The 24,643-nt window shown below is 64.7% G+C and carries 24 protein-coding genes and 1 riboswitch; of the genes, 19 read left to right on the top strand and 5 right to left on the bottom strand.

All coding sequences use genetic code 11. The features are described from left to right. The first annotated feature begins 35 nt into the window (after positions 1-35). Both E1809_RS20345 and E1809_RS20340 read left to right on the top strand, forming a co-directional pair. Positions 36-1,859, top strand: a complete 1,824-nt coding sequence (locus E1809_RS20345; protein ID WP_133206056.1) for an SNF2-related protein — start codon at positions 36-38, stop codon at positions 1,857-1,859. Between the two features lie 246 nt (positions 1,860-2,105). Then, positions 2,106-2,303 carry a hypothetical protein gene (locus E1809_RS20340; RefSeq protein WP_133206055.1) on the top strand — a complete coding sequence of 66 codons (198 nt, stop codon included), beginning with the start codon at positions 2,106-2,108 and terminating at the stop codon, positions 2,301-2,303. Between the two features lie 94 nt (positions 2,304-2,397). Here the strand turns inward: E1809_RS20340 and E1809_RS20335 are convergent, their stop codons facing one another. Further along, complete coding sequence (locus E1809_RS20335) at positions 2,398-3,339, bottom strand: SUMF1/EgtB/PvdO family nonheme iron enzyme (RefSeq protein ID WP_235835697.1); 942 nt, start codon at positions 3,337-3,339, stop codon at positions 2,398-2,400. A gap of 21 nt (positions 3,340-3,360) precedes the next feature. Then, a complete protein-coding gene (locus E1809_RS20330; protein ID WP_133206054.1) occupies positions 3,361-4,182 on the bottom strand; it encodes an aminotransferase class IV in 822 nt (273 codons plus the stop codon). A 389-nt stretch (positions 4,183-4,571) separates the two neighbouring features. Between E1809_RS20330 and E1809_RS20325 the strand changes: the two genes are divergently transcribed. From E1809_RS20325 to E1809_RS20270, 12 genes are all read left to right on the top strand, one after another. Then, entirely contained in the window at positions 4,572-5,081 is a 510-nt protein-coding gene (locus E1809_RS20325) for a hypothetical protein (protein WP_205754278.1), read from the top strand. Between the two features lie 341 nt (positions 5,082-5,422). Further along, positions 5,423-5,707: a hypothetical protein gene (locus E1809_RS20320; protein WP_133206053.1), complete on the top strand. Its 285-nt coding sequence runs from the start codon at positions 5,423-5,425 to the stop codon at positions 5,705-5,707. Between the two features lie 64 nt (positions 5,708-5,771). Next, positions 5,772-6,674, top strand: coding sequence for a hypothetical protein (locus E1809_RS20315; RefSeq protein ID WP_133206052.1), 903 nt, complete (start codon positions 5,772-5,774; stop codon positions 6,672-6,674). A gap of 97 nt (positions 6,675-6,771) precedes the next feature. Continuing rightward, entirely contained in the window at positions 6,772-7,782 is a 1,011-nt protein-coding gene (locus tag E1809_RS20310; protein ID WP_133206051.1) for a hypothetical protein, read from the top strand. A 53-nt stretch (positions 7,783-7,835) separates the two neighbouring features. Beyond that, positions 7,836-9,068, top strand: a complete 1,233-nt coding sequence (locus E1809_RS20305) for an AAA family ATPase (RefSeq protein ID WP_133206050.1) — start codon at positions 7,836-7,838, stop codon at positions 9,066-9,068. Between the two features lie 36 nt (positions 9,069-9,104). Further along, positions 9,105-10,802 carry a vWA domain-containing protein gene (locus E1809_RS20300; RefSeq protein ID WP_133206049.1) on the top strand — a complete coding sequence of 566 codons (1,698 nt, stop codon included), beginning with the start codon at positions 9,105-9,107 and terminating at the stop codon, positions 10,800-10,802. Positions 10,803-10,879: 77 nt separating this feature from the next. After that, positions 10,880-12,832: an AAA family ATPase gene (locus E1809_RS20295; protein ID WP_133206048.1), complete on the top strand. Its 1,953-nt coding sequence runs from the start codon at positions 10,880-10,882 to the stop codon at positions 12,830-12,832. A 274-nt stretch (positions 12,833-13,106) separates the two neighbouring features. Then, positions 13,107-15,908, top strand: coding sequence for a UvrD-helicase domain-containing protein (locus E1809_RS20290; RefSeq protein WP_133206047.1), 2,802 nt, complete (start codon positions 13,107-13,109; stop codon positions 15,906-15,908). A gap of 126 nt (positions 15,909-16,034) precedes the next feature. Next, the gene (locus tag E1809_RS20285) at positions 16,035-16,655 is read left to right on the top strand and encodes a hypothetical protein (protein WP_133206046.1); all 621 of its coding nucleotides are present in this window, start codon (positions 16,035-16,037) and stop codon (positions 16,653-16,655) included. 31 nt (positions 16,656-16,686) lie between these two features. After that, positions 16,687-17,112: a hypothetical protein gene (locus tag E1809_RS20280; protein WP_133206045.1), complete on the top strand. Its 426-nt coding sequence runs from the start codon at positions 16,687-16,689 to the stop codon at positions 17,110-17,112. A 126-nt stretch (positions 17,113-17,238) separates the two neighbouring features. After that, positions 17,239-17,418, top strand: coding sequence for a hypothetical protein (locus E1809_RS20275; protein WP_133206044.1), 180 nt, complete (start codon positions 17,239-17,241; stop codon positions 17,416-17,418). Between the two features lie 507 nt (positions 17,419-17,925). Further along, positions 17,926-18,002: riboswitch (ZMP/ZTP riboswitch) on the top strand. 24 nt (positions 18,003-18,026) lie between these two features. Beyond that, the gene (locus tag E1809_RS20270) at positions 18,027-19,160 is read left to right on the top strand and encodes a hypothetical protein (RefSeq protein WP_205754277.1); all 1,134 of its coding nucleotides are present in this window, start codon (positions 18,027-18,029) and stop codon (positions 19,158-19,160) included. Between the two features lie 289 nt (positions 19,161-19,449). Here E1809_RS20270 and E1809_RS20265 read toward each other — a convergent pair whose 3' ends face one another. Next, positions 19,450-20,400, bottom strand: coding sequence for an SGNH/GDSL hydrolase family protein (locus E1809_RS20265; RefSeq protein WP_133206043.1), 951 nt, complete (start codon positions 20,398-20,400; stop codon positions 19,450-19,452). A 322-nt stretch (positions 20,401-20,722) separates the two neighbouring features. Here E1809_RS20265 and E1809_RS20260 point away from each other — a divergent pair, with 322 nt between their 5' ends. The 3 genes from E1809_RS20260 (at position 20,723) to E1809_RS26850 (ending at position 22,639) form a co-directional block, all read left to right on the top strand. Continuing rightward, positions 20,723-20,917 (top strand): hypothetical protein, encoded by a 195-nt coding sequence (locus E1809_RS20260; RefSeq protein ID WP_133206042.1) that lies wholly within the window; start codon positions 20,723-20,725, stop codon positions 20,915-20,917. Positions 20,918-20,982: 65 nt separating this feature from the next. After that, the gene (locus tag E1809_RS20255) at positions 20,983-22,128 is read left to right on the top strand and encodes a glutamate--cysteine ligase (RefSeq protein WP_133206041.1); all 1,146 of its coding nucleotides are present in this window, start codon (positions 20,983-20,985) and stop codon (positions 22,126-22,128) included. Positions 22,129-22,495: 367 nt separating this feature from the next. Then, complete coding sequence (locus tag E1809_RS26850; RefSeq protein ID WP_165962421.1) at positions 22,496-22,639, top strand: hypothetical protein; 144 nt, start codon at positions 22,496-22,498, stop codon at positions 22,637-22,639. On the opposite strand, the gene E1809_RS20250 is transcribed toward E1809_RS26850, so the two are convergent. Both E1809_RS20250 and E1809_RS20245 read right to left on the bottom strand, forming a co-directional pair. Further along, positions 22,636-23,031 carry a low affinity iron permease family protein gene (locus tag E1809_RS20250; RefSeq protein ID WP_133206040.1) on the bottom strand — a complete coding sequence of 132 codons (396 nt, stop codon included), beginning with the start codon at positions 23,029-23,031 and terminating at the stop codon, positions 22,636-22,638. The genes E1809_RS26850 and E1809_RS20250 overlap by 4 nt on opposite strands. Positions 23,032-23,187: 156 nt before the next feature. Continuing rightward, positions 23,188-23,454, bottom strand: a complete 267-nt coding sequence (locus E1809_RS20245) for a DUF7218 family protein (RefSeq protein WP_133206039.1) — start codon at positions 23,452-23,454, stop codon at positions 23,188-23,190. Between the two features lie 580 nt (positions 23,455-24,034). Here E1809_RS20245 and E1809_RS20240 point away from each other — a divergent pair. Both E1809_RS20240 and E1809_RS20235 read left to right on the top strand, forming a co-directional pair. Continuing rightward, on the top strand, positions 24,035-24,232 hold the full coding sequence (locus E1809_RS20240) for a CsbD family protein (RefSeq protein ID WP_133206038.1): 198 nt from the start codon (positions 24,035-24,037) through the stop codon (positions 24,230-24,232). A 162-nt stretch (positions 24,233-24,394) separates the two neighbouring features. Continuing rightward, complete coding sequence (locus tag E1809_RS20235; RefSeq protein ID WP_133206037.1) at positions 24,395-24,601, top strand: hypothetical protein; 207 nt, start codon at positions 24,395-24,397, stop codon at positions 24,599-24,601. The last annotated feature ends 42 nt before the right edge of the window (positions 24,602-24,643 follow it).

The following is a 24,643-nucleotide window of genomic DNA, read 5'->3' as shown; positions in this document are numbered from 1 at the left end:
ACTGACACCACAATCACCGAGAGGAGGAGGATGCTATGACCACGCCAGTCACGCCTGCTCCTCCAACGGCGCCACCCGTTGTACCCGCGCAGGCTGCCCGCACTTTGATGCCCCACCAGCAGCAGGCCGTCGACTTCATGGTCAGCCACCCGTACGCCGGCATCTGGCTTGCGATTGGCGGAGGCAAGACCGCGTCCACACTCACCGCCCTGCAGCAGATCCGGCCGATCGGTCACATCCTGGTCATTGCGCCGGTCGCCATTGCCAGGTCAACCTGGCTCGACGAGATCGAAGACCTGAACCTGCCGATCCGCACGCGCTCACTGATCGTCGACGAGCGGGACCGCAAGCTCTCGAAGAAGCAGCGGCTTGAGCGCATCCGGCAGGTCTTTACCGATCCGCCCACGATGTACTTCATCAACCAGGACCTGATCTCGCGGTCACCGGACAAGCGCTGCAGGGTGTGTCGCGGCGACGGACTGAAAAACCACGCGTGCATCGAATGCCAGACGGGTCTTGTCGACCAGATGCCGAGGAAGCGCCTTCCGGGTCCGGACGGCAAGCTGCACGACACCATCATCTGGCCCTTCCAGACCGTCATCATCGACGAGTCCCAGGAATTCAAGTCGCATTCGTCCAACCGTTTCAAGGCACTGGCGCGGGTCCGTCCCGCCGTTACCCGGTTCATCGAGCTGACCGGCACACCGTCGCCGAATGGCCTCGAGGATCTCTGGAGCCAGATGTACCTCCTGGACCAGGGCCAGGCACTGGGTGCGACGATCACCGCGTTCCGCAAGCGCTGGTTCACCCCGAAGATGATCCCCGGGACCACCACCCCGGCACAGTGGCTGCCCAACACGGGAGCGGAGCAGGAGATCCATCAGGCGATCGCCCATCTGGTCATGAGTGCCCGGAACACCTCCCTGGTGCTGCCTCCGCTCACCGTCGAAGACATCCATGTCCGGCTTACGGCTGACCTGATGGCGGCCTACCGGGAGTTCAAGAAGAACCTCGTGATCGACATCGTCAACGAGGCCGCGCGGCGTTCTGCCGAACAGGCGTTCCGGCGGTGGATTGTGGCGGATCCTGATCCCGAGGCGCAGGCAATCCGCGACCGGCTGGGCACGTTGGCCGGCGAGGATCTGCGCAAGACCTATGAGCAGTGCAAACAGGCCAGGATCGGCGGTTTCGTCCAGGATCCGGATGCTCAGCTGGTCTCCACCGTGGTGGCGGAAAACCAAGCGGTGCTGACGAGCAAGCTGATGCAGTTCGCCTCCGGCACGCTGTACACCAGTGATCCTGATGACCCCTCGACCAAGGGCCGGTACGAAGTTCTGCACGACGAAAAGATCCACATGGCCGAGTACCTGGTCCGCAACAACGGGGGAGACCCTGTACTGATCGCGTACCACTTCAAGTCCGACCGGGAACAGCTCATGCTCAAGCTCAACCGGGCAGGCATCAGGACCGAGGCCTTCGACGGTTCCCGCGCGATGACGCAGCGCTGGAGCAACAAGCAGATTCCGGTGATGCTGATCCACCCGGCGTCTGCCGGCGCCGGGCTCAACCTGCAGCACGGCGGCTCCACGATGATCTGGTACACCCTGCCGTTCTCGCTCAAGCACTACCAGCAGACGAACGGCCGGCTCTTCCGGACCGGCCAGACCAAGCCTGTGAGGATCTACCAGCTGATCACGAAGGATACCCAGGATGAACGGATGCCCGCGGTCCTGCAAACCAAGGATCTGACCCAGACCCGGCTCATCCAAGCTGTCGATGTCGAGAAGGCGCTGGCGTCCGCCCTCGAGGAGGAGATCCGCGGGGACGTCAACGATCTCTGGTCGACGACACGCCTCTGACGTTGTGGAATCTAATCGGCACGGCCGGTTCGCGCGTGGCGTGCTCGTCCAGCCGGGGCTCGGCAGAGCCGATCCGGGTGAAACTTGGTAAGTAATGGACCGGTGGGACATTCCTGAGTCTCACCGGTCCGCACTGTCGCGACCCACTCAGGAGACCGCCCCTCGGAAGAACGGAAGTTCCGACGTGCGGATCCGCACGATGATGCCGCCGTAGAGTTTCGATGCCAGGCCGGAGAGGAGGCCCCGATGGGCAAGCCCAAACACCAAAAACGCAGCCACCTGTCCGTCGAGGGTTTCCGGCCTGCTGCCAATCCCGACCTTGCCCGAGCGATGCGCGAACTAGGGCGCAGCAACTCCGCCCAACCGCACATCGCTGCGCCGCGCAAAGGCACCCGCCGCGAGCGTGAACGCCAAGCGATCCGGGACCAGAGCCGAGGAGCATGACCGTGCGGCAATTGACCGAAGACGAGTTCGACACGGAGTTCACCGTCGTGACCGGCCGTGAGGCCGTCCCGGATAGCAATTTCGGCTCATTGAGCTATCGTTCCTCCGGCCGCATCTGGTCGGGCGAACTTGCACAACGGAACCCGGTGTCATCGTCCTGCATGAAGACATTGGCGTCGTTGGTCTCGGCCGGGTAACCTCGCGCGAATGTGCTAGTGAATGCCGAACCCTTCAACCCGTATCGCCCCATCCCCGTCTGCTCGCCGAGCCATTCCCACACGTTGCCTACCATGTCGTAGACGCCGTATGGCGACACCCCGGAGTGGAACCGAGACACATCCGTTGTCTCTCCTATACGGCTCTCTCGCACGTTGCACTTGGCTACCGTCGCCTGATCGCCCCAGGGGAAAGTCGCCCCCTTGGTCCCGCGGGCCGCTTTTTCCCACTCCGCAGCCGACGGGAGCCTCTTTCCGGCCCACTCTGCGTAGGCGACGGCATCAATCCAGGACACATGGACGACCGGATTGTCGTAGCGGTTACGCTCGCAGCGGCCGTTTGCCCAATGGCCCGGTGATGGGTGGTCGGTGGCCGCGACGAACCGGGCATAGTCCGCGTTGGTGACGGGGAAGACGTCGATGTAGAACTCGTCCACCCACTCAGCCTCGTTGGACGAGCCAGACAGGTAAATCCCTTTCGGCACTCGCACCATCAGGCGGCCATCGCCCGAGTGCTTGATGTAGTCGCCCACCAAGCCGTGAGTCGCTGCAGGGTCGACGGCCTGCGCCATACGCGCGTCCTCATCGTCTGAGAGGAGAGCTACGAACCGCACCTGTACGTCCATGTCAGCCGCCCTGAGCAGGGAGTCCAGACCGGCCTGGTTGACGGGTCGTATGTCGGCATCTTCGCCTTGTTTCTCCCATTTTGCTACGGCACGGTCGGAGATCAGGAGTCGTTCCGCCAACTCAGCGGTCGTCATCCGCAAAGCCACCCGCAGTGCTTTGCTCTCGCGCCCTGACCATCGCTTCACCACTGACATGGCCTACGCCTCTCCGATACCTCAGACCAACTCGCTGGGCACCTCGCCGTACGCCTTGCGCATCAAGTCGAGAGCAGGATGCTCCACGTCGAAGGAAACGTCGTTTATGCTGGCGATGCCGCGTACGCCGACGGAAACGTTGGTGGCGAACGCGGCACTCATGGTGCCCAAGTCGTCGAGATGGACCGGAGACGTCTTTTGGGCAACGCCGGAGGTTTCCTGTGCCTGCTGAATAAGTTGCATGGTCACGCCAGGCAGAACAGGACCCGAAGGCCACACGACGTCGCCGCCTGCGGTGATGAAACCGAGGTTCCAAGTCGCGCCCTCAGAAACCGTACCGTCGGGTTCGACGAAGATCACGTCGCCAGCGCCCTGACGCTGGGCACCACGGCGCAATCGCATCTGGCTCCACAGGCCGACATGCTTGATGGCCGCTGCGTCCCTGGTGAATGGGACTGTGACAGTCGTCAATGGGGTCGCAGCCATCGGCCCGGAAGGCGAGGAGGTCACCAGGATGTCCGGGTGAGCGTCGGCGGCGATGTTGCCCAACCCGATCGATGCATCGAACACGGTAATGCGGAGAGAGACTGGCCCGTTGACGCTTGTGAGATAGCTGCGAATGAAACCACGCACACGATCGGTATCGAGATCTACCTCGAACACCGCGCGGCAGTCCCGCTGGAGCCTCTCGAGGTGGAGGGCAAGCCCCCTGACGGTCTTATCAGGCTCGACTCGCATAGTGGTGAAGTGGCCGTAGTTCGTTAGCGCCAGACGCAACAGCGCCTCCGTGGCGTGCTCACCGTCCGGGGTCGAGTCGAGAGGGGATCCATTCAACGTCACCATGCGACCCACAATTTCATAATTCGGTTTAGTTCTCCAAAGTTACAGCACTTGTCATATCAATATGACTCCGCGTCAATCAGGCTTGTGGGTAAGGAACTACACACACTTTGAAGGATGCTTCGTGATTAACCCCAGGAGCCCTCCCGAGACCCAGATCGCCATTGGGTACAGAGAACCGCGCTTCAGCTCGCCACTCTGCTCGACCCCCGGCGCCGTCCCGTAGACGAAATAATCGCCAGTCTCGATCCTGGACCAAAATACGTCGTTCAAATTGGAGATGAATTAAGCCAAGGAGAACCAGACGATCACCGACGTGCTCCATGAGCACTACGACCGGGTCGAATCCTTCGCGTCACCCGTGCCGATCGCTCACGCAAAGGAGTGCAGTGATGACCACTCACAACCCCAGCTCGGATGAATTCCACGGGTTCGACAAAGCTCGCGCCATTATGTGGTGCTACGAAGCCCGGGCTCGTGTGGTGGAACGCCTTGCACTCACGGACTTTGTCGCAAACGCGGCTATTGCCGCCGTACATGTCGACAACACCTCGCGGGCCGATCGCGTCTACCTCACTGCTTTCGATGAGAGGGGCTGCCAGCTTTCATCCGACACCCTCTACACGGATGAAGCCGGGCATCACCTCGATGTTGCGCCCGAGTTTGACCACGACTTCACTGGAATGTCTGTTGCATCTGGCTCCGAACTGGACGCTGCCGTTGAGCGTGAGTATGGCTGGGTCATCAACATGCAGGCGTTGCGCGCCTACGACGCTCTCGCCGATCACAGAGCAACCCAGCGTGCTGTTGTTCTGGCCCATCTGGCTGACATGATGCGCCGCGGCGACGCGAACGGATTCCTTTTCGACCCAGGAGACTCCGGCAGCGCCGGCGCAGCCTGAGGAGCGCCAACCTCCTCTTTGCCCCTGCCTTCGAGCTGCTCCTGAAACAAGTCAAGTGCGGTTTCCGCCTTCAGCATGATGTCTCTACCACCTGTGGTCGGGGTGGCGAGTTCGCAGCCAGCATCCTGATATGACAAACGGTCCGGGAAATCTGACAAGTTTGAAAACCTCGGCTGAACAGGGTGGCGAAGCCAACAGATACTGGCCGCATGAGTTTCTTGTGCAGGGGAGTGCGGACCGACTGACGTCGGTCCCGGGTAAGGAAATGTGACGAAAAGAGGGACGCCCTGGCATCCCGACAAGGTCACGACAGGTTATCAAACCACACCAGAGAGGCTCTCATGGCCAGCACCTTTGACACCGGGCTCACCGAATTCTCCTACCTGATCAACTGCCGCCTCGTGCACATCTACAAAGTCGGCGGCGGCACGATCGGCCGCCGTTACCAGGGCCGGTGGGGTTACCGGGTCACGCAAGGCGGCACAACGATCGCCTCCGGTGAAGACCTGCAGACCGCTACACCGAAGACGCACGCAGAAGCAGCCGCTCTGGCCGTCGGGATGGCCGTGCGGGACACCTCCAGGGAGAACGTCCGAGGTGCGTCGACATCGAAGTCCCAGGCGTAGATCAGATCACTTTTGACCGCTCACACCCCCATAGACCGTCCCCAGACAGAAGGAACCGACCATCATGGCCACCACCACCGTCACCGCCGAACAGCTGACCGAGGGCTCCATCGTCCTCGTCCGGGGCAAGCTCGGCTTCGCCCGCCTGACCCGTCTCATCGAAGGCGCCGAGTTGCAGGCTTCCGATGCCCGCCGGGCGCAGAACAACATGAACCCCGTCGGCGTGCCGCACACCACGGCGACTCTCACCCATGCCGATGTGCTGCTGAAGGATCCGGCGAACCCCACGCTCGAAGAGCGTTTCGTCGCCGAGCGGCGCTATCCCTCCCGCAAGCGTCCGGAGACCGGCGCGAACTACTCGATCGACTCCAAAGGACGGAATCTGCCGGTCATCGCGATCCCGGACGGCAACGGCAAGGTCGTCCAGGACACCTCCGGACAGGAACTTGCCCAAGGCCTGGACGTCACCCTGGTGCTGCGGACCTACAAGCCGAAGAAGTATAACAAGCGCGGCCTGGCGCTCGAGCAGATCATCGTGAACGAGCCGGTCAAGTACTACGCGGGCAACGCCAACGCCGATGAGCTCGCCGCACGCGGCATCGTCTTCGTCGCCCCGCCCCAGGCGGTGCAGGCCGGGCAGAACATTCAGGCCGGGGAGGCAGCCCCGGTCGAGGCAGCCGGCCAGGTCGTCGACGCAGGCACCGGCACCGTCATCGACGAGAACGGCTTCGCGCTTCCCGCTCCTGCCGCGATGGTGCCCCCGGCCCCGCCGGTTGCCGACGCTGCGGCTGCTCCTCCGGCCCAGCCGCAGGCGGAGACCCTGGAGCAGAAGCTCGCCCGGCTCGAGGCCGAGAACGACGCCCTCAAGGACGCCGGCTCCGCCATCGGGGCTGCCACTGCGCCGGAGAACCCGTGGAGTGACGCTTCCGCCGACAAACAGCCGGCCGGCATCACCTTCCAGAGCTGAGGCCGGGCTCGTCCGACCTGGCCCCTGCATGCACCTCCCGTGCAGGGGCCGGATCCGTCCCGGCCGTCCGTCTCTGATCGCGAAAGGCTTCGTATCCATGACGAGTGTTGATCCCCGTGCCTGGTTCCCCGGTTTCTATGCAAACCCGGCGGTCCAGGCACTCGCGCCCGCGTCCCGGTGGACGATCTCCGGCCAGCTCGGCGACAACGAAGACCAGCGCAAAGCACCGGTCGACATCCGCGAGCTCCTCGACCACCGCAGGCTCCGCGGCGCCTGGGCCCTCGACGACCGGTGCCTGCTCACCCTGGATGAACTGACCAGCAGGCTCCCCACGGCCGCCAACTGCGCGTTCTACCTCCGGGCCCCGCTCGACGGCCTCATCGTCATCGACATTGAGAAGAGCTGTCCGCCCGACATCTCAGGGCAGCTCCTGGCGCTGCCGTCAATCATCTACTCGGAGCAGTCGATGTCCGGACTCGGGTACCACCTGCTGACGGCGCTTCCTGGGAATTTCGCCGACTTCCCCGGGGCGGCCGGGCACAAGGTGCTCCGCGAAGAGCACGGCTGGTACGAGATCCTAATCGACCACTGGATCACCTTCACCCGCCGGCCCCTGGACGAAGACGCCGTCAACCGGGGACGGTCGGCCGACGTCACACCCGGATTCTCGTCAGTGGAAGCCGTCTACGCCGCCCTCGCCGAAGCTGCCCGGTCCAGGAACACCGGATCCGGCGCAGTCGCCACGACGGTCCACGTGCCCGACATCCCGGGCTCCGGGCGGATCGTCAGGCAGATGATCGATGGGACCCGGAAGCGCTTGAAGACCCCCGATGACTTTCACGGCGACACCTCCCGCTGGGAGTTTTCCGTGCTCGGCACGCTCTACCACGAGATGCACACCCACCTCGCCGGGCCGGCCGGGTTCGGCTGCCCCTATTCCCGCAGCGACCAGGCCTGGCTGCTCTATCAGGCCGCCGTCCGGATCCTTCCGGAACGCCACAAGCACCACGAACGCCGCAACGGCCGTCCCTTCCTCCTGGACCGTGCCGCTGCGATGATCGCCGGCCAGTCCCCGGCAGGTGGCCGTTCCACCACGGACGGCACTTGACCCTTTCCGCTCCAGCCTTTCTCTTCCCGCCATCACAGAAAGAGCATTCCGCCATGCGCTTCAACGACATCCTCTCCGAGATCGTCAAGCAGGACCTCGAAATGAACATCGTTCCGGCCCTCATGGGAGAGCCCGGCATCGGCAAGTCCAGCTTCGTCGAAGCGCTGGCTTACTCGATGAACACCAAGGCCTTCGTGCTGCCCTGCAACCAGCTGGCCGACAAGGCCGACCTGACCGGCGCACGCCTCGTGCCGACCGAAAACGGATCCTTCAAGCAGGTCTTCTACCCCCACCACGTCATCCAGGACGCCATCGACTATGCCGAGGCGAACCCGCGTGAGTGGCCGATCCTCTTCCTCGACGAAGTCAACCGCACCACCTCCGATGTCACCTCCGGCGCCCTGACCCTGGTCACGCTGCGCAAGATGGGCCACGTCGAGCTGCCCAAGAACGTGCGCATCATCGTGGCCGGCAACGACAAGGGCAACGTCACCACGCTGGACGAGGCGAGCCTGTCGCGCTTCTCCATCTACCGCGTCGAACCCGAAGCGGCCACGCTCCTGCAGATCCTCGGCGACGAGCTGAACCCGTGGGTGCGCAAGGTCCTGACGCAGTTCCCGGCGATGATCTTCCAGAAACCGATGTCCGGCATCGTTGCCGCCGACGGCGCCGACGACGAAGACGAGAACACGACGTCCTCGTTCGCCGAGCTCTTCGACTCCGGCGAGGAGATGAACCAGCTCACCACGCCGCGGACCATCGACAACCTGTCCAGGTGGCTGAACAAGGCAGACCGCGCCCAACTCGGGCGCTACCTGGCCATGCCCACGGTGGTGGGGGACCGGGAGACCACCGTGCTGAACGAGGTCGTCGAGTCGCACGTGGGCAACACGGCATTCGCCGTGCAGGTCGTTGCGGCCATCGCCGAGGACCTCGCCTCGGGTGCAGGCCAGCAGGCCTCCCACCAGATCGTGGTGCCGAAGCCGAACTGCTACGCCGATCTGAAGGCCGCGCAATCGATCACCGACCTCGAAACGATCATCGCGGTGCTCACCGACTCCGACAAGTCCGGCTCGCTGCTGTACGCGCTCAAAGAGCACGAGGACAACGAGCGCCTGATCCACCAGCTGGCGCAGGCCACGCACCAGATCGAGGCCGCCCACACCCGCACGCTCTTCGAACTGGTCTCCGCCCAGCAGGCCGACACGCAGAACGTCGAAGCCTTCCTGGGCAGCGGCGCACCGGTTGCCGAAGCCGTCAAGCCCATGCTCTCGGCGTTCCTCTGAGCCCTGCCCGATACCCGTCAAGGAGGGTGCATTCCCATGACGTTCACCGTCACCAACCAGAAGCCGGTCGTGCTCGACGCCGTCCACACGATCACCTGCACGGGTGACTACGACCCGATGGCAGCCATCGGACGCACCATCGTCGAGCCCCTGCTGACGCCCCTGAACCCTGCATCTCCCGCCGCCATCGCCGATGCGACCGGCCGGGCGCTCGGGCCGGCGGACATCACCGACCTGCTCCTGGCCTGTGCCGGCGACACCATCGACGCTGCGGCCGAGCAATCGATGAAGGAACTGCTCGGGCAGACCCTGGTCAATTTCGACCAGACCACCCCGCTTCCTGTGGGAGAGCTGTTCGCCGCCCAGGCGGGGCGCAGGCACAAGCTGCCCGCGCCCGTCCCGGGCAAGGTGGTGTACACGGCCCGCGAGGATGTGATCCCGGCGGCCAAGGCCCTGCTGTCCGGCACGTCCGACGCCGGGCAGTTCTTCGCGTCGCTCGCCTTCGCTTACCACCCGGACACCCTGGGATTCTGGTTCGAGACCGGGACCGTGTTCGATGACTTCAAGACCTGGCTGGCCCAGCAGGCACAAATGATCGGTCCGGCACTGCCTGCAGCCACCACCAAGCTCCTCGGCGACTTCGCGGGCCTTTCCCTGCAGGGCCTGACGGAGTCCCTGCTGCTCCGCCAGGACGACAGCGACAACAACGAGGAGCTCTCGTTCGCCCGCCTGATCGTCCACATGCTCATGCAGTTCCTCCAGCAGCAGCGTGCCCGGTCGCAGGCGGCCGGAACGCAGATCATCGCCGGCGTGCTGCCGTTCACCGTGGGCGAGCTGTTCTGCCCGAAATCGCTGGTCTTCGTCAACGCCGAGGCCCACGCCCGGGCACGCCCGAACAAGGTCACCGCCGAGTGGGGGATCATCAACCAGTCCCTGGCATCACCGGTCAAAGTTCTCTCCCACCGCAACCTGTCGAAGCTCACGGCCATGCACCGGGCGACGGCCCGCGCCCAGGCGCAGGCGGTAGCACAGGCACGGAATGCCGGCCGGCCGACGTCCAGGTCCGCGCAGGTCGTGTTCCGCAAGCAGCCGCCGACCAAGGTCGACTTGTTCTCGGCGCTCACCCGGGTGCTGAAGCGGATGGGCAAGGTCAACCGGTCCCAGAACATCTTCCGGAAGTCCAGGACCACCTTCCTGAAGGCGAACCGGCGGGATCCGGACGACTTCAACAAGGCCGGCCGGATCACCTCGGTGAGCTACATGCCCGATCTTCATGTGTACGTCGACACCTCGGGTTCGATCACCGAGGCGAACTACCAGGAAGCGGTCCTGATGCTCATCAAGATCGCCAAAAAGCTCAACGTGAACCTGTACTTCAACTCGTTCAGCCATGTGCTCTCCCAGGAAACACTGCTGCGCGTGGAGAACAAGTCGATCACGCAGATCTGGCAGGAATTCCGCAAGGTCCCGAAGGTGGACGGCGGCACCGACTACCTGCAGATCTGGAACTACATCAACGCCTCCGCGGTGCGCCGACGCCGGCTGAGCCTGGTGATCACCGACTTCGAGTGGCGCGTGCCCGGCACCCGCGAAGACCACCCGAAAAACCTCTACTACGCGCCGTGCTCGGCCATGGACTGGAATTCCATGGTCCGCAGCGCGAAGCACTTCGCCAAGGCAATGAAGCACATCGACCCCGCCATCGCCCAGCGGCTGCTGGGAATGATCGTCTGAGCCCCCGCCGGCACGGTGCCGCTTGGCCTCCGGGGCCTTCCGAGAACTCTCACTTCACTACGAAACGGAGCACAGCCATGGGACTGTCCAACTTCACCGGCAGCACCGACGACGACGCAGCCCCGCCCCACGGACCTGGCGGCGGGGCCGGACTCCCGCCGGTCTTCCCGTTCTCCGGCATGCCGGTGAGCGCCGGCGATGACACAGCCGCGGCCGAAGAGATGCTCGTCAATTACAACGAGCGGTTCGTCAACGCCGAACCCACGCTGTTCCGCGACCGCCTCATCGAACAGACGCTGTCCGTCCTCATCGGCAGGACCAAGCCGAACGCACTGCTGGTCGGACCCGCCGGCGTGGGCAAGACGAAGATCGTCGAGGACATCGCACGGCGCATCGCGCTCGGCGACACGCTCATTCCGGACCAGCTGAAAACCCACACCGTCTTCGAGCTTCCGCTCTCCAACCTCGTGGCCGGCTCCTCCCTGGTCGGCGCCCTGGAGCAGAAGGTGAAATCGATCCTCGACTTCGCCTCGGATCCGAAGAACAAGGTCATCCTGTTCATGGACGAAGTGCACCAGCTCACCGCCGGCGCCGAGAGCGGCACCTACGGCAAGATCGCACAGATCCTCAAGCCCGCCATGGCCCGCGGCGACCTGCAGGTCATCGGCGCGACCACGACGCAGGAAGCCCGGTCCCTGGACGATGACCCGGCCTTCAAGCGCCGGTTTTCCAGGCTGGTCGTCGACGAACTGACCCCGGCACAGACCATCGACATCCTCGCCCGGATCCGGCCGGGCATGCTGGCACACTACACGCACCGGATCAGCGTCGCCGACGAGGTGCTCCCGGCCATCGTCCGCATCGCCGACGAGAACATGAACGCCGGCACGGGTTCACACCGGCCCGACAACGCGATCACCCTCCTGGACCGGGCGATGGCGGACCGTGTGCTTGAACAGAAGCGCCTGATGGCCACGGCCCAGGCCTCCGGCGACAACGCCACCGTGCAGGCACTGCAGGCGATCGCATGCGTGCCGCTGACCGAAGCACGGGTTGTCGACGTCGCCCGCCGCATGCTCACCGGCACCACCGTCAAGCACAGCGTCGACGTCGCCGGGTTGAGGGCAAGCCTGCACCGGCATCTGCAGGGCCAGGACCCGGTCCTCGACACGCTGGTGGACCGCGTCGGCCGCGAAGAGCTGGACGTCTTCCCGCGGACCGCACCGATCGCCTGGCTTTTCGCCGGCGCCTCCGGCGTCGGCAAGACCGCGTCCGCGAAGATCATCGCCGGGCAGGTGACCGGCCAGGAGCCGGTCATCCTCAACATGACCGAATTCCACCACGAATCCTCGATGTCCCGGATCGTCGGTGCGCCTGCCGGGTACATCGGCTCGGACTCGAACGCCGAGCTTCCGTTCGACTCCCTGGAGTCCAACCCGCACCGGGTGGTCCTGCTCGACGAATTCGAGAAAGCGGACCGCGCGGTCCAGCGCCTGTTCCTGCAGGCCCTGGACGAGGGGTTCATCACCACCGCGAGGGGAAAGAGAATCGACTTCTCCAAGGCCCTGGTCATCGCCACCACCAACGCGGCGCGGGAGTCACTGGACGGCAGGCAGACCGGCTTCGGCACCGGCCCGAAGACGGTGTCGCACCGGAGCCTGAACACGGCGCTGGCCCAGGTCTTCGACGCCGAGCTGCTGGGCCGGTTCTCGCTGGTGATCGGATTCAACCCGATCGACGAGGACAGCTACGGCAGGATCCTCTCCTCGCACTACGTCCAGCAGCGCGAACGGATCCTCGAGGCGAGGCCGCGGCTGGCCCACGCTTTGCCGCCGGCCATCCCGGCGTCGGACCTCAGGGTGATTCTCGAGCAGAGCTTCGTCCGCGAACACGGCGCCCGTCCCGCAGCCCGAGCCATCCGCACCTGGATCGAAGACCGCCTGCTGGCAGCCCGGGGTGCCCAGCAGAACGCTTCTGCTCCCGGGGTGCTGGTGCCGGCGCAGGACGCGGCGGCAGGGGAGCAGCTCTGACCGGATCACCGCGCGCTGCCTCCGGCGCGCGGTGTACGGGGCCTTCCGGCCCCGTCGGGCGGTACGGGAAACACGGGCCACCGGCTGCCTGAAAGGCGGTCCGTGGCCGGCGTCGTCCCTGCGGTTCTTCGGTCTCGTGCACGGAGTCATCGACCCGGCACAGCACAGCCCCACCAACGGACGGGAGCACTCCGTGCCAAACGTCGTTCGCACGGCACCGCGGTGTCCTGCGTAGTGCCATCCAGCCATTCGCCATCAACGGAAAGCGTGCGCCATGCCTCTCCTGCTCGACGACATCGATCTCACCACGCCGGTCGCAAGGACTGTCGACCCGAAATTCTTCTCCTCGAAGCTTACCGGCAACGGCAAGCACAAAACCGGCCTGCTGCACGGCGCCCTGCGCCCGACCGTCAGCGCGAACAACAGCGCCTACATCGCGGCTGCCGTCGACCATGTCGAGACCAAGTCCACCTCGACGCAGCACGGCATCACGACGGTGAGCCTGCCGTTCGCGCCGGTCCTGCGCGCGGCACTCGGGACCGGCGGCGCCTTCACGCTCGCCACCCCCGACGCCCGGGACCGTTGCGCCATCACGACCGGCTCCAGCGACTGGGACGTCTTCTTCGACATGACCCCGCAGGCGGCGAAACTCTTCGAAGATGCCAACGGTGACACCAGCAGCGGCACGCCGAAAACCACCCGCGACTTCATCGTCCAGTACCGGATGGAGCTGTTCTTCCTCAGGAAGGGCGCCGCTGTCCCCGCCCGCGCCCGCATCGCACCGGCCTCCGCCGGACGCCGCAGCCCCGACGAGACCGTCGTCGTTTCCTGGGATGTCGATCCGCTGGCCAACGCCCGGGGCTTCGTCACGGATGCCCTTGGCGCTGCCGGCCTCACCGACCTGGACCCGGATGCCCTCGCCGACTGGCTGGCCAACGGGTTCAACATCCACGACCGCATCACGCGCCAGGCCGAAATCTGGGATTCGGAGGAGATCGCCGATGAGATCACCGCCTACATCGAGGCTCTTCCCGCGGATCCTTCCCGCACGCAGCTCAACGCCCTGGCTGTGCAGCTGCGCTACCTGGAGACCTACAACGTTCCCCTGGAGGCCTACCGCACCATACACCGGGCGATCGAGACGGGCTTCGACGAAGCCACCGCCGCCGCGCTGTCCAAGCAGAACCTCAACCTGCTGATGAGCCACACCCTGTATCACCTGGAAAAGATGAAGCCCCGGCTGACCACTCCGGCCGTCCCGGCCGGTGCTCCGGCGATGGCCGCGCACCTGTCCGTCCAGCAGCGTGCCGCCCTGAGCAGCCACGAGCCGCTCGTGATGGTGCAGGCAGGTGCCGGAACGGGCAAGTCCCGAGTGATCCTGGAACGCATCAAGTACCTGGAACAGTGCGGCGTCGACGCGTCCGAGGTGACCGTGCTGAGCTTCACCAACGCCGCCGCCGACCACATCACCGACAAGAACCCCGACGTCGGCTCGATGACCATCGCCCGGATGATCAATGACATCTACCAGCTGAACCATCCGACGCACGAGCTGTCCAGCATCGACACGATCATCAACAGCATCGACATCTTCTATCCGAGGAGCACCTTCGCTGCCGGGTTCCGGATGCGCCTGCTGGAGGTCGACCAGAACAAGACCGGTGCGATGACGGCCCTGAACACCTTCATCGAGAACCACTTCGACGAAGTGATTGCCCTGCTCGACACGATCGGGCAGACCTCGCTGGAACTGGAGATCGTCATCGCCTACCAGCGGATCGATACGATGGCCGAGCCGGCGCACGTCGCGTGCCGGTACCTGATCATCGACGAGGTGCAGGACAACTCGATCTTCGAGTTCATCTACGTGCTGAAGTACATCAGCAAGCACGCGCAGAGCCTGTTCATCGTCGGCGACGCCTCCCAGACTCTGTACGAGTTCCGTTCGGCGAACCCGCGCGCGCTCAACACCCTGGAAGGCTCGGGGGTCTTCTCGACCTTCAAGTTGACGACGAACTACCGGAGCAACCAGGAAATCCTGGACTTCGCCAACGTCGTGCTCGGTGACCTGGAGACCAACCAGTTCGCCGGCATCCGGCTGCAGGCGAACTCCCTGGCGGTTCCTACGGCCAAATCCTTCCAGGACACGGTCGCCCTCGACTACCGCACGGTCTCCAGGCTGAACGGCTTCGTCAACGACGAGCTGCACGGCATCGTGTCCCGCACGGTCTGCCGCGAGTATGTCGACACCTGCCTTGCCCGCGGCGAACAGGTCGCGTTCATTGCCTACTCGCGCCGTGAAGTCGCCGTCATCCAGGACGCGCTCGAACAGCACTACCCGGACAAGCACGTCGCCAACCTGGTCAGCGAGAAGGTGTTCGCCACGGACGTCTTCTCCAAGTACATCAAGTTCTTCTGGAACGACGTCCTCCAGGTCCAGCCCTCCAACGCCTCGTTCGTCGTGGCCCAGGGCATCAAGGACAACATGGACAAGCTCACGAAGAACGCCGGGAACAAAAAGGTCGCCGATGCCGTGCTGGGCATGGTCTCCACCTGGTGGACGGCCAACGCCCGGGTCATCCGCGGCTGGGAGCAGCTGTGCCTGCAGGGCACGCTGGCGCACGGTGACTTCTTCGACCGGCTGCGGGACAACCTGCTGCAGTTCGAGATCCGTCACAACGCCGTGCGCCAGTCGCTGACCAACCAGCGCAACCGTGAACAGAAGGCGAAGAACACCGCGAGCGACGCCGAGCTGATCGTTTCCACCATCCATGGGGCGAAAGGCCTCGAATTCGACAACGTCGTGGTCCTCCACAAGGAGGCCGCGCCGATGTCGCAGGAGGCCCGGCGGATGTTCTACGTTGCTTTCACGCGGGCCAAAAAGAGCGAGTACATCCTCTCCTACGGCACCGTGAAGAACCCGGCAATCGAATCCAGCCATCAGCGGATCATCACGCTGCTCACTGAACGGGACAAGCTGGCGGCCGCCCGTGCCGCCGGCATCGACCCCGATCTGCTCGACGACGGGACGGGGGAGGCCGACACCTCCGAGGACGCCGGGCTGGCCCGCGTCTGATCAGTGTCCGCCGGTTCCGCCGGAACGCCGGGCTGTGGAGGGTCTTTCCGGCTCGCCGCAGCCCTAGCGCGTTCCATCAAAATTACCCGACCAGGGCCGCCGGCCCTTCGACAGCAGGAGCGACCCATGACCACCGTCGACTCCCGGGACCACGCCGACGCTCTCGTCGATGACCCCGGCTCCACGTACGACCTGATCGTCCTGCACCGGGACAGGATCGTCTTCCACGACCACGCCGGTTCGCCCAAGGAGCGGCTGCGTATGTGCACGGCCCTTCTCACCGGCGGCGGCACCTACCCGATGGTCGACGCCGGCGAAATCAACATCCTGGTCCGGTCACGCCCGAGCGCGCCTCCGGATCTGGTGCTGGACGCCGTCGCCAAGCTCTGCCGTCGCTGGGGCGTGAACATCTACGCCAGTACCACGCACAAGAAACCCGCAACGCCCTTGCTGAATGGCCCCGCCATGCTCTTTTCCGTGATCACCGACTACGGCCCGGGCGCGGGCCGCACCATTGCCGAGCACTTCCCGAGCCGCGAGGCCAGGCATGCCGGCCTCCTCCAAAGGGTCGGGACGTTCTTTCCCGGCCAGGAGAAACAGCCCGGGATCAGCCCCGACACCGAACAGCGTCTCGCCTCGCTGCTCGGCGCCCTGCTCACCCCTGCGAACATCATGCTCACGGAGTCGGCCTGGAACGAAGCCTCGGGCATGTACGCTCCGGCGGGCCGCCTGCTGCAGGTGCTCTGAAGGTCAATTAACCGCGAACGAGGTATCAACGATGTCACCTGTTTATACCCTGCCGGCCGGGACCCCTGACGCGGTCGCGGCCTGCGCAAAGAACCTCCATCTGATGCTGTGGCAGGAGATGAAGGAGCAGTGCCGCGCCGTCCGCTGCGTTCTCTACCGGAAAGGGCTGGCCTATTCCCGCAACGATCCTGTGCCTGAGGAACTCAGGTGGGCGCGCCTGACCTACTCAACCGCCTGGTTCAGCGCCGAAGGCGACCGAAGGTTCATGACGCCCTACGACCACAAAGCGTGCACATTCAAAGGCCCGAGGCTCGAGATACCTCCGATGTTCGTCACCGCCTCGCCGGCCGAATGCCGGAGGATCGCGCGCGTGATCCTCGCCGGTCACGCCGGATCCGGGGTGGACGCCGAAATCCTGGGATTCAGAAAAGGACTTGTCCACTTGGATGCGGCCTGAACCCTGGCCCGCGGCACATCCCTCCTCATCAATTCCCGCCGTCAACCAACGGCGACCAGCCCGATGCCGTCCGATCAACGCCGCCGTCCGGAGATCCAGGCCACCACACGAAGGAGCCAGCCAACAATGTTTGAGACTGCCACCACTGTTCCCGACGCCCTGTTCGACGCCGACCGCGCCGCCCGGTCCGATGACCCCGACGACACGCCCGGCCGGTCCGACTGGATCATCGCAGGCACCACAGTCGTCCACTCACCGTCGTCGGAACGCTATGGACCTGTCCGGGACGCGGGCCGTCGGAAATAACTGTCCGGCGACCTGGTCACCCTGCCTCAAGGTACAGAGCGTGCCTACCGGACGTTCGACCACGCCCCCGCGGGATATCGCCGCCGTCCGATCTCATCCAGCACTGTGAAAGCCCCGTCTCAGCCATTGAACCTGGCTGGGACGGGGCTTCTATTTTGCTCTGCCGGCGCTTTCTTAGGCTGTTCGGAAACTAATTCGGTGGGCTCGGCTTCAAGCGGCCTCGGCCAATCGTGCTGCTCTGCGCGGAGCTTTTCTCGGGGTTTAGGGCACAGCTGCCGGTGACGTTCTTCGAGGCGGCGGAGAAGCGAGCGTAACCGATGAGAGACTACCGGATGTGTGTTGCGTTCAGGGCACCGTCACCGGGCTTTATGTCGGGCGGGGTATACGGGAATCCGGCAGCGGTAGAACCACGAGGATCTGAAGAAGGGCATAAGACTGCTGGGCGGCGCCCGGCGGAGGACCGGCTTGCGGGCGCTCATCTCGGTCCCCGGCCAGCCGGGCAGGGTAACCTTGGAGTGCGACTGGCGTGGCCGGACTGACCGGCGTGGAGCATATGAGCGACATCGACCGTCTGGGTGTCCTTCTTTCCGATTGGATAGGAGACACGCGTGCGCTACGGAATGAACCCTCATCAGCAGGCCATGGTCATCGGGCGTGACGGGACTCGCGTTATCAACGGCGAGCCGTCGATGATCAACTACCTCGACGCGCTCAACGCCTTCGAGCTTGTGCGCGAAGCGGAGGCCGTGACAGCTCGCCCCGCGGCCGCATCGTTCAAACACGTCTCACCTGCCGGGGTGGCGATCGCGGGCGAGGTCGAACCTGTCGCTGCCGCGGTATGGCGCGTGAAGGGTACCGAGGCCAAAAGCCTGCTCTCGGCATACGTGCGCGCCCGAGACGCCGATCCGAAGTCTTCGTTCGGTGACGTTGTCGCGCTCTCGCGCCCGGTGGACATGGAGACCGCGCAGTTCTTGCGGACTGTCATCTGCGACGCCGTGATCGCCCCAGGGTTCGAGTCCGGCGTCGCCGGCGAGCTGGCCTCGAAGCGGTCCGGACGGTTCCTCGTGCTCGAGGCAGACGCGCAGGGCGTGCCGCCGACGAGGGAGCGACGCGATGTGTTGGGTGTGACCATAGAACAGGACCGGGATACCGCAGACCTGTGGGCCGCGTTGCCGGACGACGGCACCCTTGATGCGGACCAGCGGATCGACGCGCTCCTCGGACTGGTCACGCTCCGGTACACGCAGTCGAACTCGGTCGCGTTCGTGCGCGACGGCGCCGCGATCGGCATCGGTGCCGGACAGCAGAATCGCGTCGACTGCGTCCGGCTCGCAGGCGCGAAAGCCCGCACTTGGTGGTTGCGTCGTCATCCCTTCGTCAACGACCTTCTGGCAGTGTCAGAGATGGGCCGCCAAGACCTACTGAATTGGCAGATCCGATTCGCGGGGCATGAGATGACCTCCGGACAGTTGCGTGAGTTCGAAACGCTCTTCGGGAGCGAAGCCCGGACCCGCTACGACGACTCCTCGTGGCGGCACGAGTGGGCCGCGGAACTGCGCGGAGTCACAATGGCCTCCGATGGATACCTGCCGTTCCGCGACAACGTCGAACATGCCGCCGAGTACGGCGTCTCGACCATCGTTGAGCCCGGCGGCTCAACTCGAACCGGAGAAGTCACGGACGCCGCCCGCAGCTTCGGCATCACCCATATTCAAACCGGGCTACGCCTTTTCCACCACTAGCGACGTGTCGCGCTGAGGGATCCTCGACCGGGCTCTGCGGTCATCCGGGATCCGTGTGCGGCGGGAATGAGACGTCACCACGGCGGAGCTTTGGTTCCGGACTATTTTCTACCCGTCGTCCCGAAGGTTCTTGAGCTCCGGGATCAATGACCTCGACTCTGCGGTCTTCACTTCTTCCGCTGCGGCCTCCGCGCTTCACCGTCAGCGGGTCCGGTCCACTGGCATCCGGCCAGGGACAGCCGGCGCGTCCAACGGCTTGGACGCGGAAGCGACGGGTACCTGGAACAGCTCAAGCGGCGCGGCCGGGGACCACCGACGCATCCCCTGGTCCGGCCTCCGCGGTCACAGGAACGAGCCCCGCAGGGAGCGCCCCGGCCGGCCTTCCGGCACCGAACACGGGCACCGCTTCCGGGCGTTTCGCCCTGAGCTCCTTCTCTGCAGCATGGGGGCCCAGGCGACTCAGCGCCCAAGGAATCAGGTACTGCCGTGCCCAGACGAGGTCTCCTGCCCTGGGCTGGCGCCAGCTTCTTTCCGGCAAGTCCCCGGGCTGCACGTGCTGGAGCGTGTGGGGAACGTGAAGGGCATCCAGCACCATGGCGGCGACCGTGTAGTTCCCCATGGGTGAGAGATGCAGGCGGTCCGGATCCCACATGCGAGGCTCCCTCAGCTGCGTCAGGGCCCACAGGTCAGCTACCACCGCGTCGTGGCGCCGGGCGATGATGCGGATGTTCTCGTTGAAAATCGCCACTTTGGCGCGGTTGCGTCCCAACAGTGGGGTCGCTCCCCAATCCGGACCGGTGAACAGCACCAAAGTAGCGCCGGTGGAACTCAGTTGTTCCACCCCGGCATCGAGTTTGGCTGCGAGCTTGTCCGGATCGCTGCCGCGGAAAACCAAGTCATTCCCGCCGGCCGAAAGAGAGATCAGGTCAGGCTTCAGCGCCAGCGCCGGCCCGGTCTGCTCGTAAAGGATCTGCTCCAGAAGCAGGCCTCGCACGGCAAGGTTGGCGTAGACGAAGCTCGGGTGGTCCTTACTGAGTTCTTCGGCAACACGGTCGGCCCAGCCGCGCAAACCTCCAGGGTGGCCCGGTTCCGGATCACCCACCCCTTCAGTGAACGAGTCCCCTAATGCGACGTAACGGTTCCAAGGATGCAGGCCTGGTCCGTTCCCGCGATTGGCGTAACCGAGGACGCCTTGAAGAAGTCTGCCCCGAGCAACCGCGGCGGCGCGCCTGACGTTCATCCCGCACCTTCTTGCAAACATGGATCGTATCTTGAATAACGGCAGGTGCAAGCGCCATGTTCCCGCGAAGGTCGCGCCTTCTTCCCCCAACTGACCGATGCTGCCGGACAGGGCGCGGCCATTGAGGCCATTCCCGATTCCTCGGCATCTTCGATGCCCTGGCCGGGTTCGAACGCGAACTTGTTTCCGAGCGCACCCTCCGGCCTCGCCTCCGCGCGGGCCTACGGCCGGAACGGTGGGCGGCCCTACAGGCCGATGGGTGTGAACGGGCTGTCCAGGAGATGCCTTCTGCCCGGGAGGGCCGCAGTGGGATGATGCAAGCATGAGCGAGAACAAGGAGCCGTCGATCCCGCCGCATCCGGGCCATCGGGTAACCCGGCCGCCGGTGACGTTGATGGAGGACGCCGGTAGCCCGGCCACGCATCAAATGCGCGTGATTGCGCGCCGCCGCAACGAAGCGGAAGCCAAACTCGAACAACAGCTGCACCCGCCCCAGGAAGGGCCACGGACCAAGTAGCGGCGCACCGGGCTCTGGCCGGGTGCTCCTTTCTCCAGCCAGCCGATGTTCGACAGGAGGCGCAGATGCGCACGATCGGGGTTGAGGAAGAGCTCTTGATCGTTTCGGCGGGAAGCGGATTGCCTCTGCCGCTGGCCGGAGCGGTCCTGGACGCTGCCGGGACCAGGGACTCCGGGCCTGTTTTGAAGACGGAATTCAAGCAGGAACAGATCGAGGTCAACACGAGGCCATGCGGGACCGTGGATGAGCTTCTGGCCCAAATCCGGGCCGGGCGTGCCCTGGCGGACGCGGCGGCTTCCTTGTTGGGGGCCAGGATTGCTGCGACCGCAACTCCGCCGGTGTACTCGGCGACTCCGACCGTGGGGAACCCGCGGTACGAGGTGATGGCCGAGCGGTTCGGTGCGGTTGCCCGGGAGCAGATCACCTGCGGGTTCCACGTCCACGTGTCCGTTGAATCCCGTGAAGAAGGCGTCGGAGTGCTGGACAGGATCCGGCCCTGGCTTCCGGTGCTGCTGGCGCTCAGTGCCAACTCACCGTTCTGGAAGGCCGAAAACACCGGTTTCGCCAGCTACCGCACACAACTGTGGAGCAGGTGGCCCACGGCCGGGCCGACCGACGTCTTCGGCACCGCCGCCGGCTATGACCGCGCCATGGCAGGGCTCATCGGAACAGGAGTGCTCCTTGATAAGGGCATGGTCTACTTCGACGCCAGGCTCTCGAAAGACAACCCAACGGTCGAGATCAGAATCGCCGACATCTGCCTGTACGCCGAGGACGCCACCGTCATCGCCGCCGTGATCCGGGCCCTGGTTGAGACCGCCGCCCGGGAATGGCGGCTCGGTACCGCACCCCCGGCCATGGACACCGCTATGCTCAGACTCGCCAACTGGCAGGCGAGCCGTTTCGGTGTCAACGGCCCCCTGCTCGGGCCCCTCGACGGGCGGCCCCGCCCCGCCGCCACAGCAGTCGACGAGCTGACCGGCCACGTCCGCCACGCCCTGGAACAGTCCGGAGACCTCATGCTGGCCCGCGCCGGCCTCGCCGACATCTTGTCCCGCGGAACAGGCGAGCGGATGCAGCGCCAAGCCTTCAAACGACGGATCACCGCCGATGTTGTCGCGGCCGTTGTTACTGCCACACACGGAGGCCGGAGGACCGACGGGAACGCCACGGCCGCCCCGGAAGACAACCGGTATGAAAGGCGTCATTGACCGCCGCCAATGCCGGAAGGACGCAGCATCAGCCATTCTCCGCACGAGGTACGGCGGGAAGTTCAACAACTGCACCAAGCCTGCGGTCCTCAGATACCTGCGCCAAGGCACCGTGCCGCAGGCCCCCATGAAGGACCTACCAGCCTTGGGGCCGGCGACGTCTGCGGGTCGAGAGCTCAGGCGCCGGGCTCTGGAAGCTCTCTGCGTCACCGGCCCGTCCAATAACCGGCCGCTCCGGGCGCCGGTTGGTTCCAGCCACACTTGACTCTGCTTCAAGTCAACACCGGGCGCGGTCCCGTCGCACGAGTACCGTGTACTTGCTTTTGCCTGTTCCAGTTCCATGGGCGCGGCATGGAGGTGTGGATTCGTGTCCGCGTCACAAGAGCGATCCAGTTCCACCCGGCCATTCGATTCCGGCACCCGCCGTGCAGGCGCGACCTTGGCCCCCGCGCAGCTTCGTATTTCGAAGGCCATGGAGACGGTCGGGTCTGTCGATGTGAAGGTGCTCTAGTCCGCCCCGGCCTCGGCCTGTTCCTCCATGCGGTGACGCTGCTCCTCGAGCTCTTTTTCACCTTCGTCTTCAGCTTCGTAGAGCTTGGCGTTGGTGATCCTGAGCTCACGCATGACGGCGTCAAGCTTCAGGTGAAGGGCCGCGCTGTCCCGGTTCTGGGTGTTCTGGATGATGAAGACCATCAGAAACGTCACGATGGTCGTGCCGGTATTGATAACCAACTGCCAGGTATCCGAGAAGCCCAGCAGTGGTCCGGTGAATGCCCATACAACCAGCACAACGAGGGCCGCAGTGAACACCCAGGCGTGGCCAAGCACTTTGGCCGTCTTGGTGGTGAATCTGGTGAAAAAATCCTGATGGGCTTCTTGGCGGTTGCCTCTCATTGCGGTCATGTTCTCCCTTCCGGGCCACCGGGGCCCAAGTCCTCTCAGTCGTCCAGCAAGGAGGGGCCCGTGGTTCGTATCTCGTCGGTTGCGGTCGTGTCCGGGGCCGGGGTGCTGGTAAGGCCAAGCCGCCCGTTACCTGGCTGTTGGAACCAGACGGCCAGGTCAGTGGTTGCGCAGGGCTTCAATGAGTTCGGTTTTGTTCTTTCCGGAATAGCCGCGCAGGCCCAGTTCCTTGGCCCGTGCCCTGAGTTCCGGGACGGTGCGTTCGTCGTAGTCTTCCGCGTTGGCTCCGCGGCTGCCGACGGTTCCACGGCCTTCCTTGGCGGCTGCGTTCGAAATGCGGGCAGCCTTCTCCTTGGATGCTCCGTCTTTCCTGAGTTCTTCGTACAGTTCCGGGTCTTTCAGGCTCGGATTCTTCTTGTTCGGCATGCTTTTGCTCCTTCGTGAGAAAAATCGTCACAAACCGGTCACCCGCGGTTCACCCGACCGGGGCCAGGGGCGGCAGCTCAGGTTCAGCATCCGGGGTAGGTGGGGTGGGGACCGGTAGCGGGTCAGGCGAGGGAAATGGTCCCGGTATCCCGGGATCCGGGACAGGTTGCGGCCCGGGATCCGGGACAGGAGGCATCGGGACAGGAGACAAAGGTTCCGGGACCGGGGCCGGTTCAGGTTCCCGGGCAGGATCCACAGATGGGTCCTGGGTGGGGTTCCGGGGAAACTCGTTCATGTGTGCTCCTTGGAATCAATTGATTCAGGTGGCCCCGTACCGGGCTGCATCGGTTCCGCGGTTCAAGTTTAGGTCCGGGGCAGATGGAGTCGGAAGGCTACGACCCTTCTATCTGCGCAGGTAGCCGGACTAGCTAGGCCCGGAAACAGTCATCGGCGCGTGTTTCACGCCTTCCTGGAATGCTCCCCGTCGCTGGCTCGGTTTAGCCCGGGAAGCCTAAAATTGGAACGTGCCCGGCACTCCTCTTCACGGCCGGGCACGAGGACCGAGGCCAAGGAGATCGCCATGGGACTGGGTGACAAACTCAAGCATGCCGCCGAGGAAACGGCCGGCAAGATCAAGGAAAAAGCCGGACACGCCACCGGAAACGTGCGCCTGGAGGCCGAAGGCAAAGCCCAACAGGCAGCGGCACACGTCAAAGACGCAAAGGAAGCAGCCGGGGACATCGCGGAAGACATCGCAGACCGCTTCACGGAAGATTGACGGCGTCCGCGGGTCCGTGCTGCCAGCTCGGCGGGGCGGTCAGCGGACCCGCGGCCTCAGCCGGCCGGACCTCGGCCTGGCACACGTACCGGCATGATGTCTGGTCTCGCCGGAGAGGTTGAAAGTCACGGGCCGGGTGGTTCCGGCCGGATAAGGTGCCTCATGCGCCTCAGACGTATCATCGGGATCCTGGTGATCCTCTGGCTGCTCATCGGGGCGGCGGCCGCAGTGCAGCGCGGCCAGTTCAGCACTCCTCCGGCGAGCTGCTCCCAAGCCGGCACCATCGCGGTGACCATCGTGTCCGGGCCGCTGAACTATCTGGGTGTGAACCCGAAAATCGGCTGTCAAATACCCAGCCCCAGCCCGTAAACCAGCCGTAACTTGCATTGGACTGGTCTGCGGTCGTCCGTG

The organism is Arthrobacter terricola, assembly GCF_004354015.1.
GTDB lineage: Bacteria > Actinomycetota > Actinomycetes > Actinomycetales > Micrococcaceae > Arthrobacter > Arthrobacter terricola.
This window is presented reverse-complemented; position numbering and strand designations above follow the sequence as displayed.

Excerpts from the sequence above, each read along its gene's own strand:
- E1809_RS20240 (WP_133206038.1), top strand. The coding sequence starts at position 24,035 with ATGGGACTGGGTGACAAACTCAAGCATGCCGCCGAGGAAACGGCCGGC.
- E1809_RS20305 (WP_133206050.1), top strand. The coding sequence starts at position 7,836 with ATGCGCTTCAACGACATCCTCTCCGAGATCGTCAAGCAGGACCTCGAA.
- E1809_RS20265 (WP_133206043.1), bottom strand. The coding sequence starts at position 20,400 with ATGAACGTCAGGCGCGCCGCCGCGGTTGCTCGGGGCAGACTTCTTCAA.
- E1809_RS20260 (WP_133206042.1), top strand. The coding sequence starts at position 20,723 with ATGAGCGAGAACAAGGAGCCGTCGATCCCGCCGCATCCGGGCCATCGG.
- E1809_RS20320 (WP_133206053.1), top strand. The coding sequence starts at position 5,423 with ATGGCCAGCACCTTTGACACCGGGCTCACCGAATTCTCCTACCTGATC.
- E1809_RS20285 (WP_133206046.1), top strand. The coding sequence starts at position 16,035 with ATGACCACCGTCGACTCCCGGGACCACGCCGACGCTCTCGTCGATGAC.
- E1809_RS20330 (WP_133206054.1), bottom strand. The coding sequence starts at position 4,182 with ATGGTGACGTTGAATGGATCCCCTCTCGACTCGACCCCGGACGGTGAG.
- E1809_RS20340 (WP_133206055.1), top strand. The coding sequence starts at position 2,106 with ATGGGCAAGCCCAAACACCAAAAACGCAGCCACCTGTCCGTCGAGGGT.
- E1809_RS20280 (WP_133206045.1), top strand. The coding sequence starts at position 16,687 with ATGTCACCTGTTTATACCCTGCCGGCCGGGACCCCTGACGCGGTCGCG.
- E1809_RS20315 (WP_133206052.1), top strand. The coding sequence starts at position 5,772 with ATGGCCACCACCACCGTCACCGCCGAACAGCTGACCGAGGGCTCCATC.
- E1809_RS20250 (WP_133206040.1), bottom strand. The coding sequence starts at position 23,031 with ATGACCGCAATGAGAGGCAACCGCCAAGAAGCCCATCAGGATTTTTTC.
- E1809_RS20300 (WP_133206049.1), top strand. The coding sequence starts at position 9,105 with ATGACGTTCACCGTCACCAACCAGAAGCCGGTCGTGCTCGACGCCGTC.
- E1809_RS20255 (WP_133206041.1), top strand. The coding sequence starts at position 20,983 with ATGCGCACGATCGGGGTTGAGGAAGAGCTCTTGATCGTTTCGGCGGGA.
- E1809_RS20310 (WP_133206051.1), top strand. The coding sequence starts at position 6,772 with ATGACGAGTGTTGATCCCCGTGCCTGGTTCCCCGGTTTCTATGCAAAC.
- E1809_RS20245 (WP_133206039.1), bottom strand. The coding sequence starts at position 23,454 with ATGCCGAACAAGAAGAATCCGAGCCTGAAAGACCCGGAACTGTACGAA.
- E1809_RS20345 (WP_133206056.1), top strand. The coding sequence starts at position 36 with ATGACCACGCCAGTCACGCCTGCTCCTCCAACGGCGCCACCCGTTGTA.
- E1809_RS20295 (WP_133206048.1), top strand. The coding sequence starts at position 10,880 with ATGGGACTGTCCAACTTCACCGGCAGCACCGACGACGACGCAGCCCCG.
- E1809_RS20325 (WP_205754278.1), top strand. The coding sequence starts at position 4,572 with ATGACCACTCACAACCCCAGCTCGGATGAATTCCACGGGTTCGACAAA.
- E1809_RS20335 (WP_235835697.1), bottom strand. The coding sequence starts at position 3,339 with ATGTCAGTGGTGAAGCGATGGTCAGGGCGCGAGAGCAAAGCACTGCGG.
- E1809_RS20290 (WP_133206047.1), top strand. The coding sequence starts at position 13,107 with ATGCCTCTCCTGCTCGACGACATCGATCTCACCACGCCGGTCGCAAGG.
- E1809_RS20275 (WP_133206044.1), top strand. The coding sequence starts at position 17,239 with ATGTTTGAGACTGCCACCACTGTTCCCGACGCCCTGTTCGACGCCGAC.
- E1809_RS20235 (WP_133206037.1), top strand. The coding sequence starts at position 24,395 with ATGCGCCTCAGACGTATCATCGGGATCCTGGTGATCCTCTGGCTGCTC.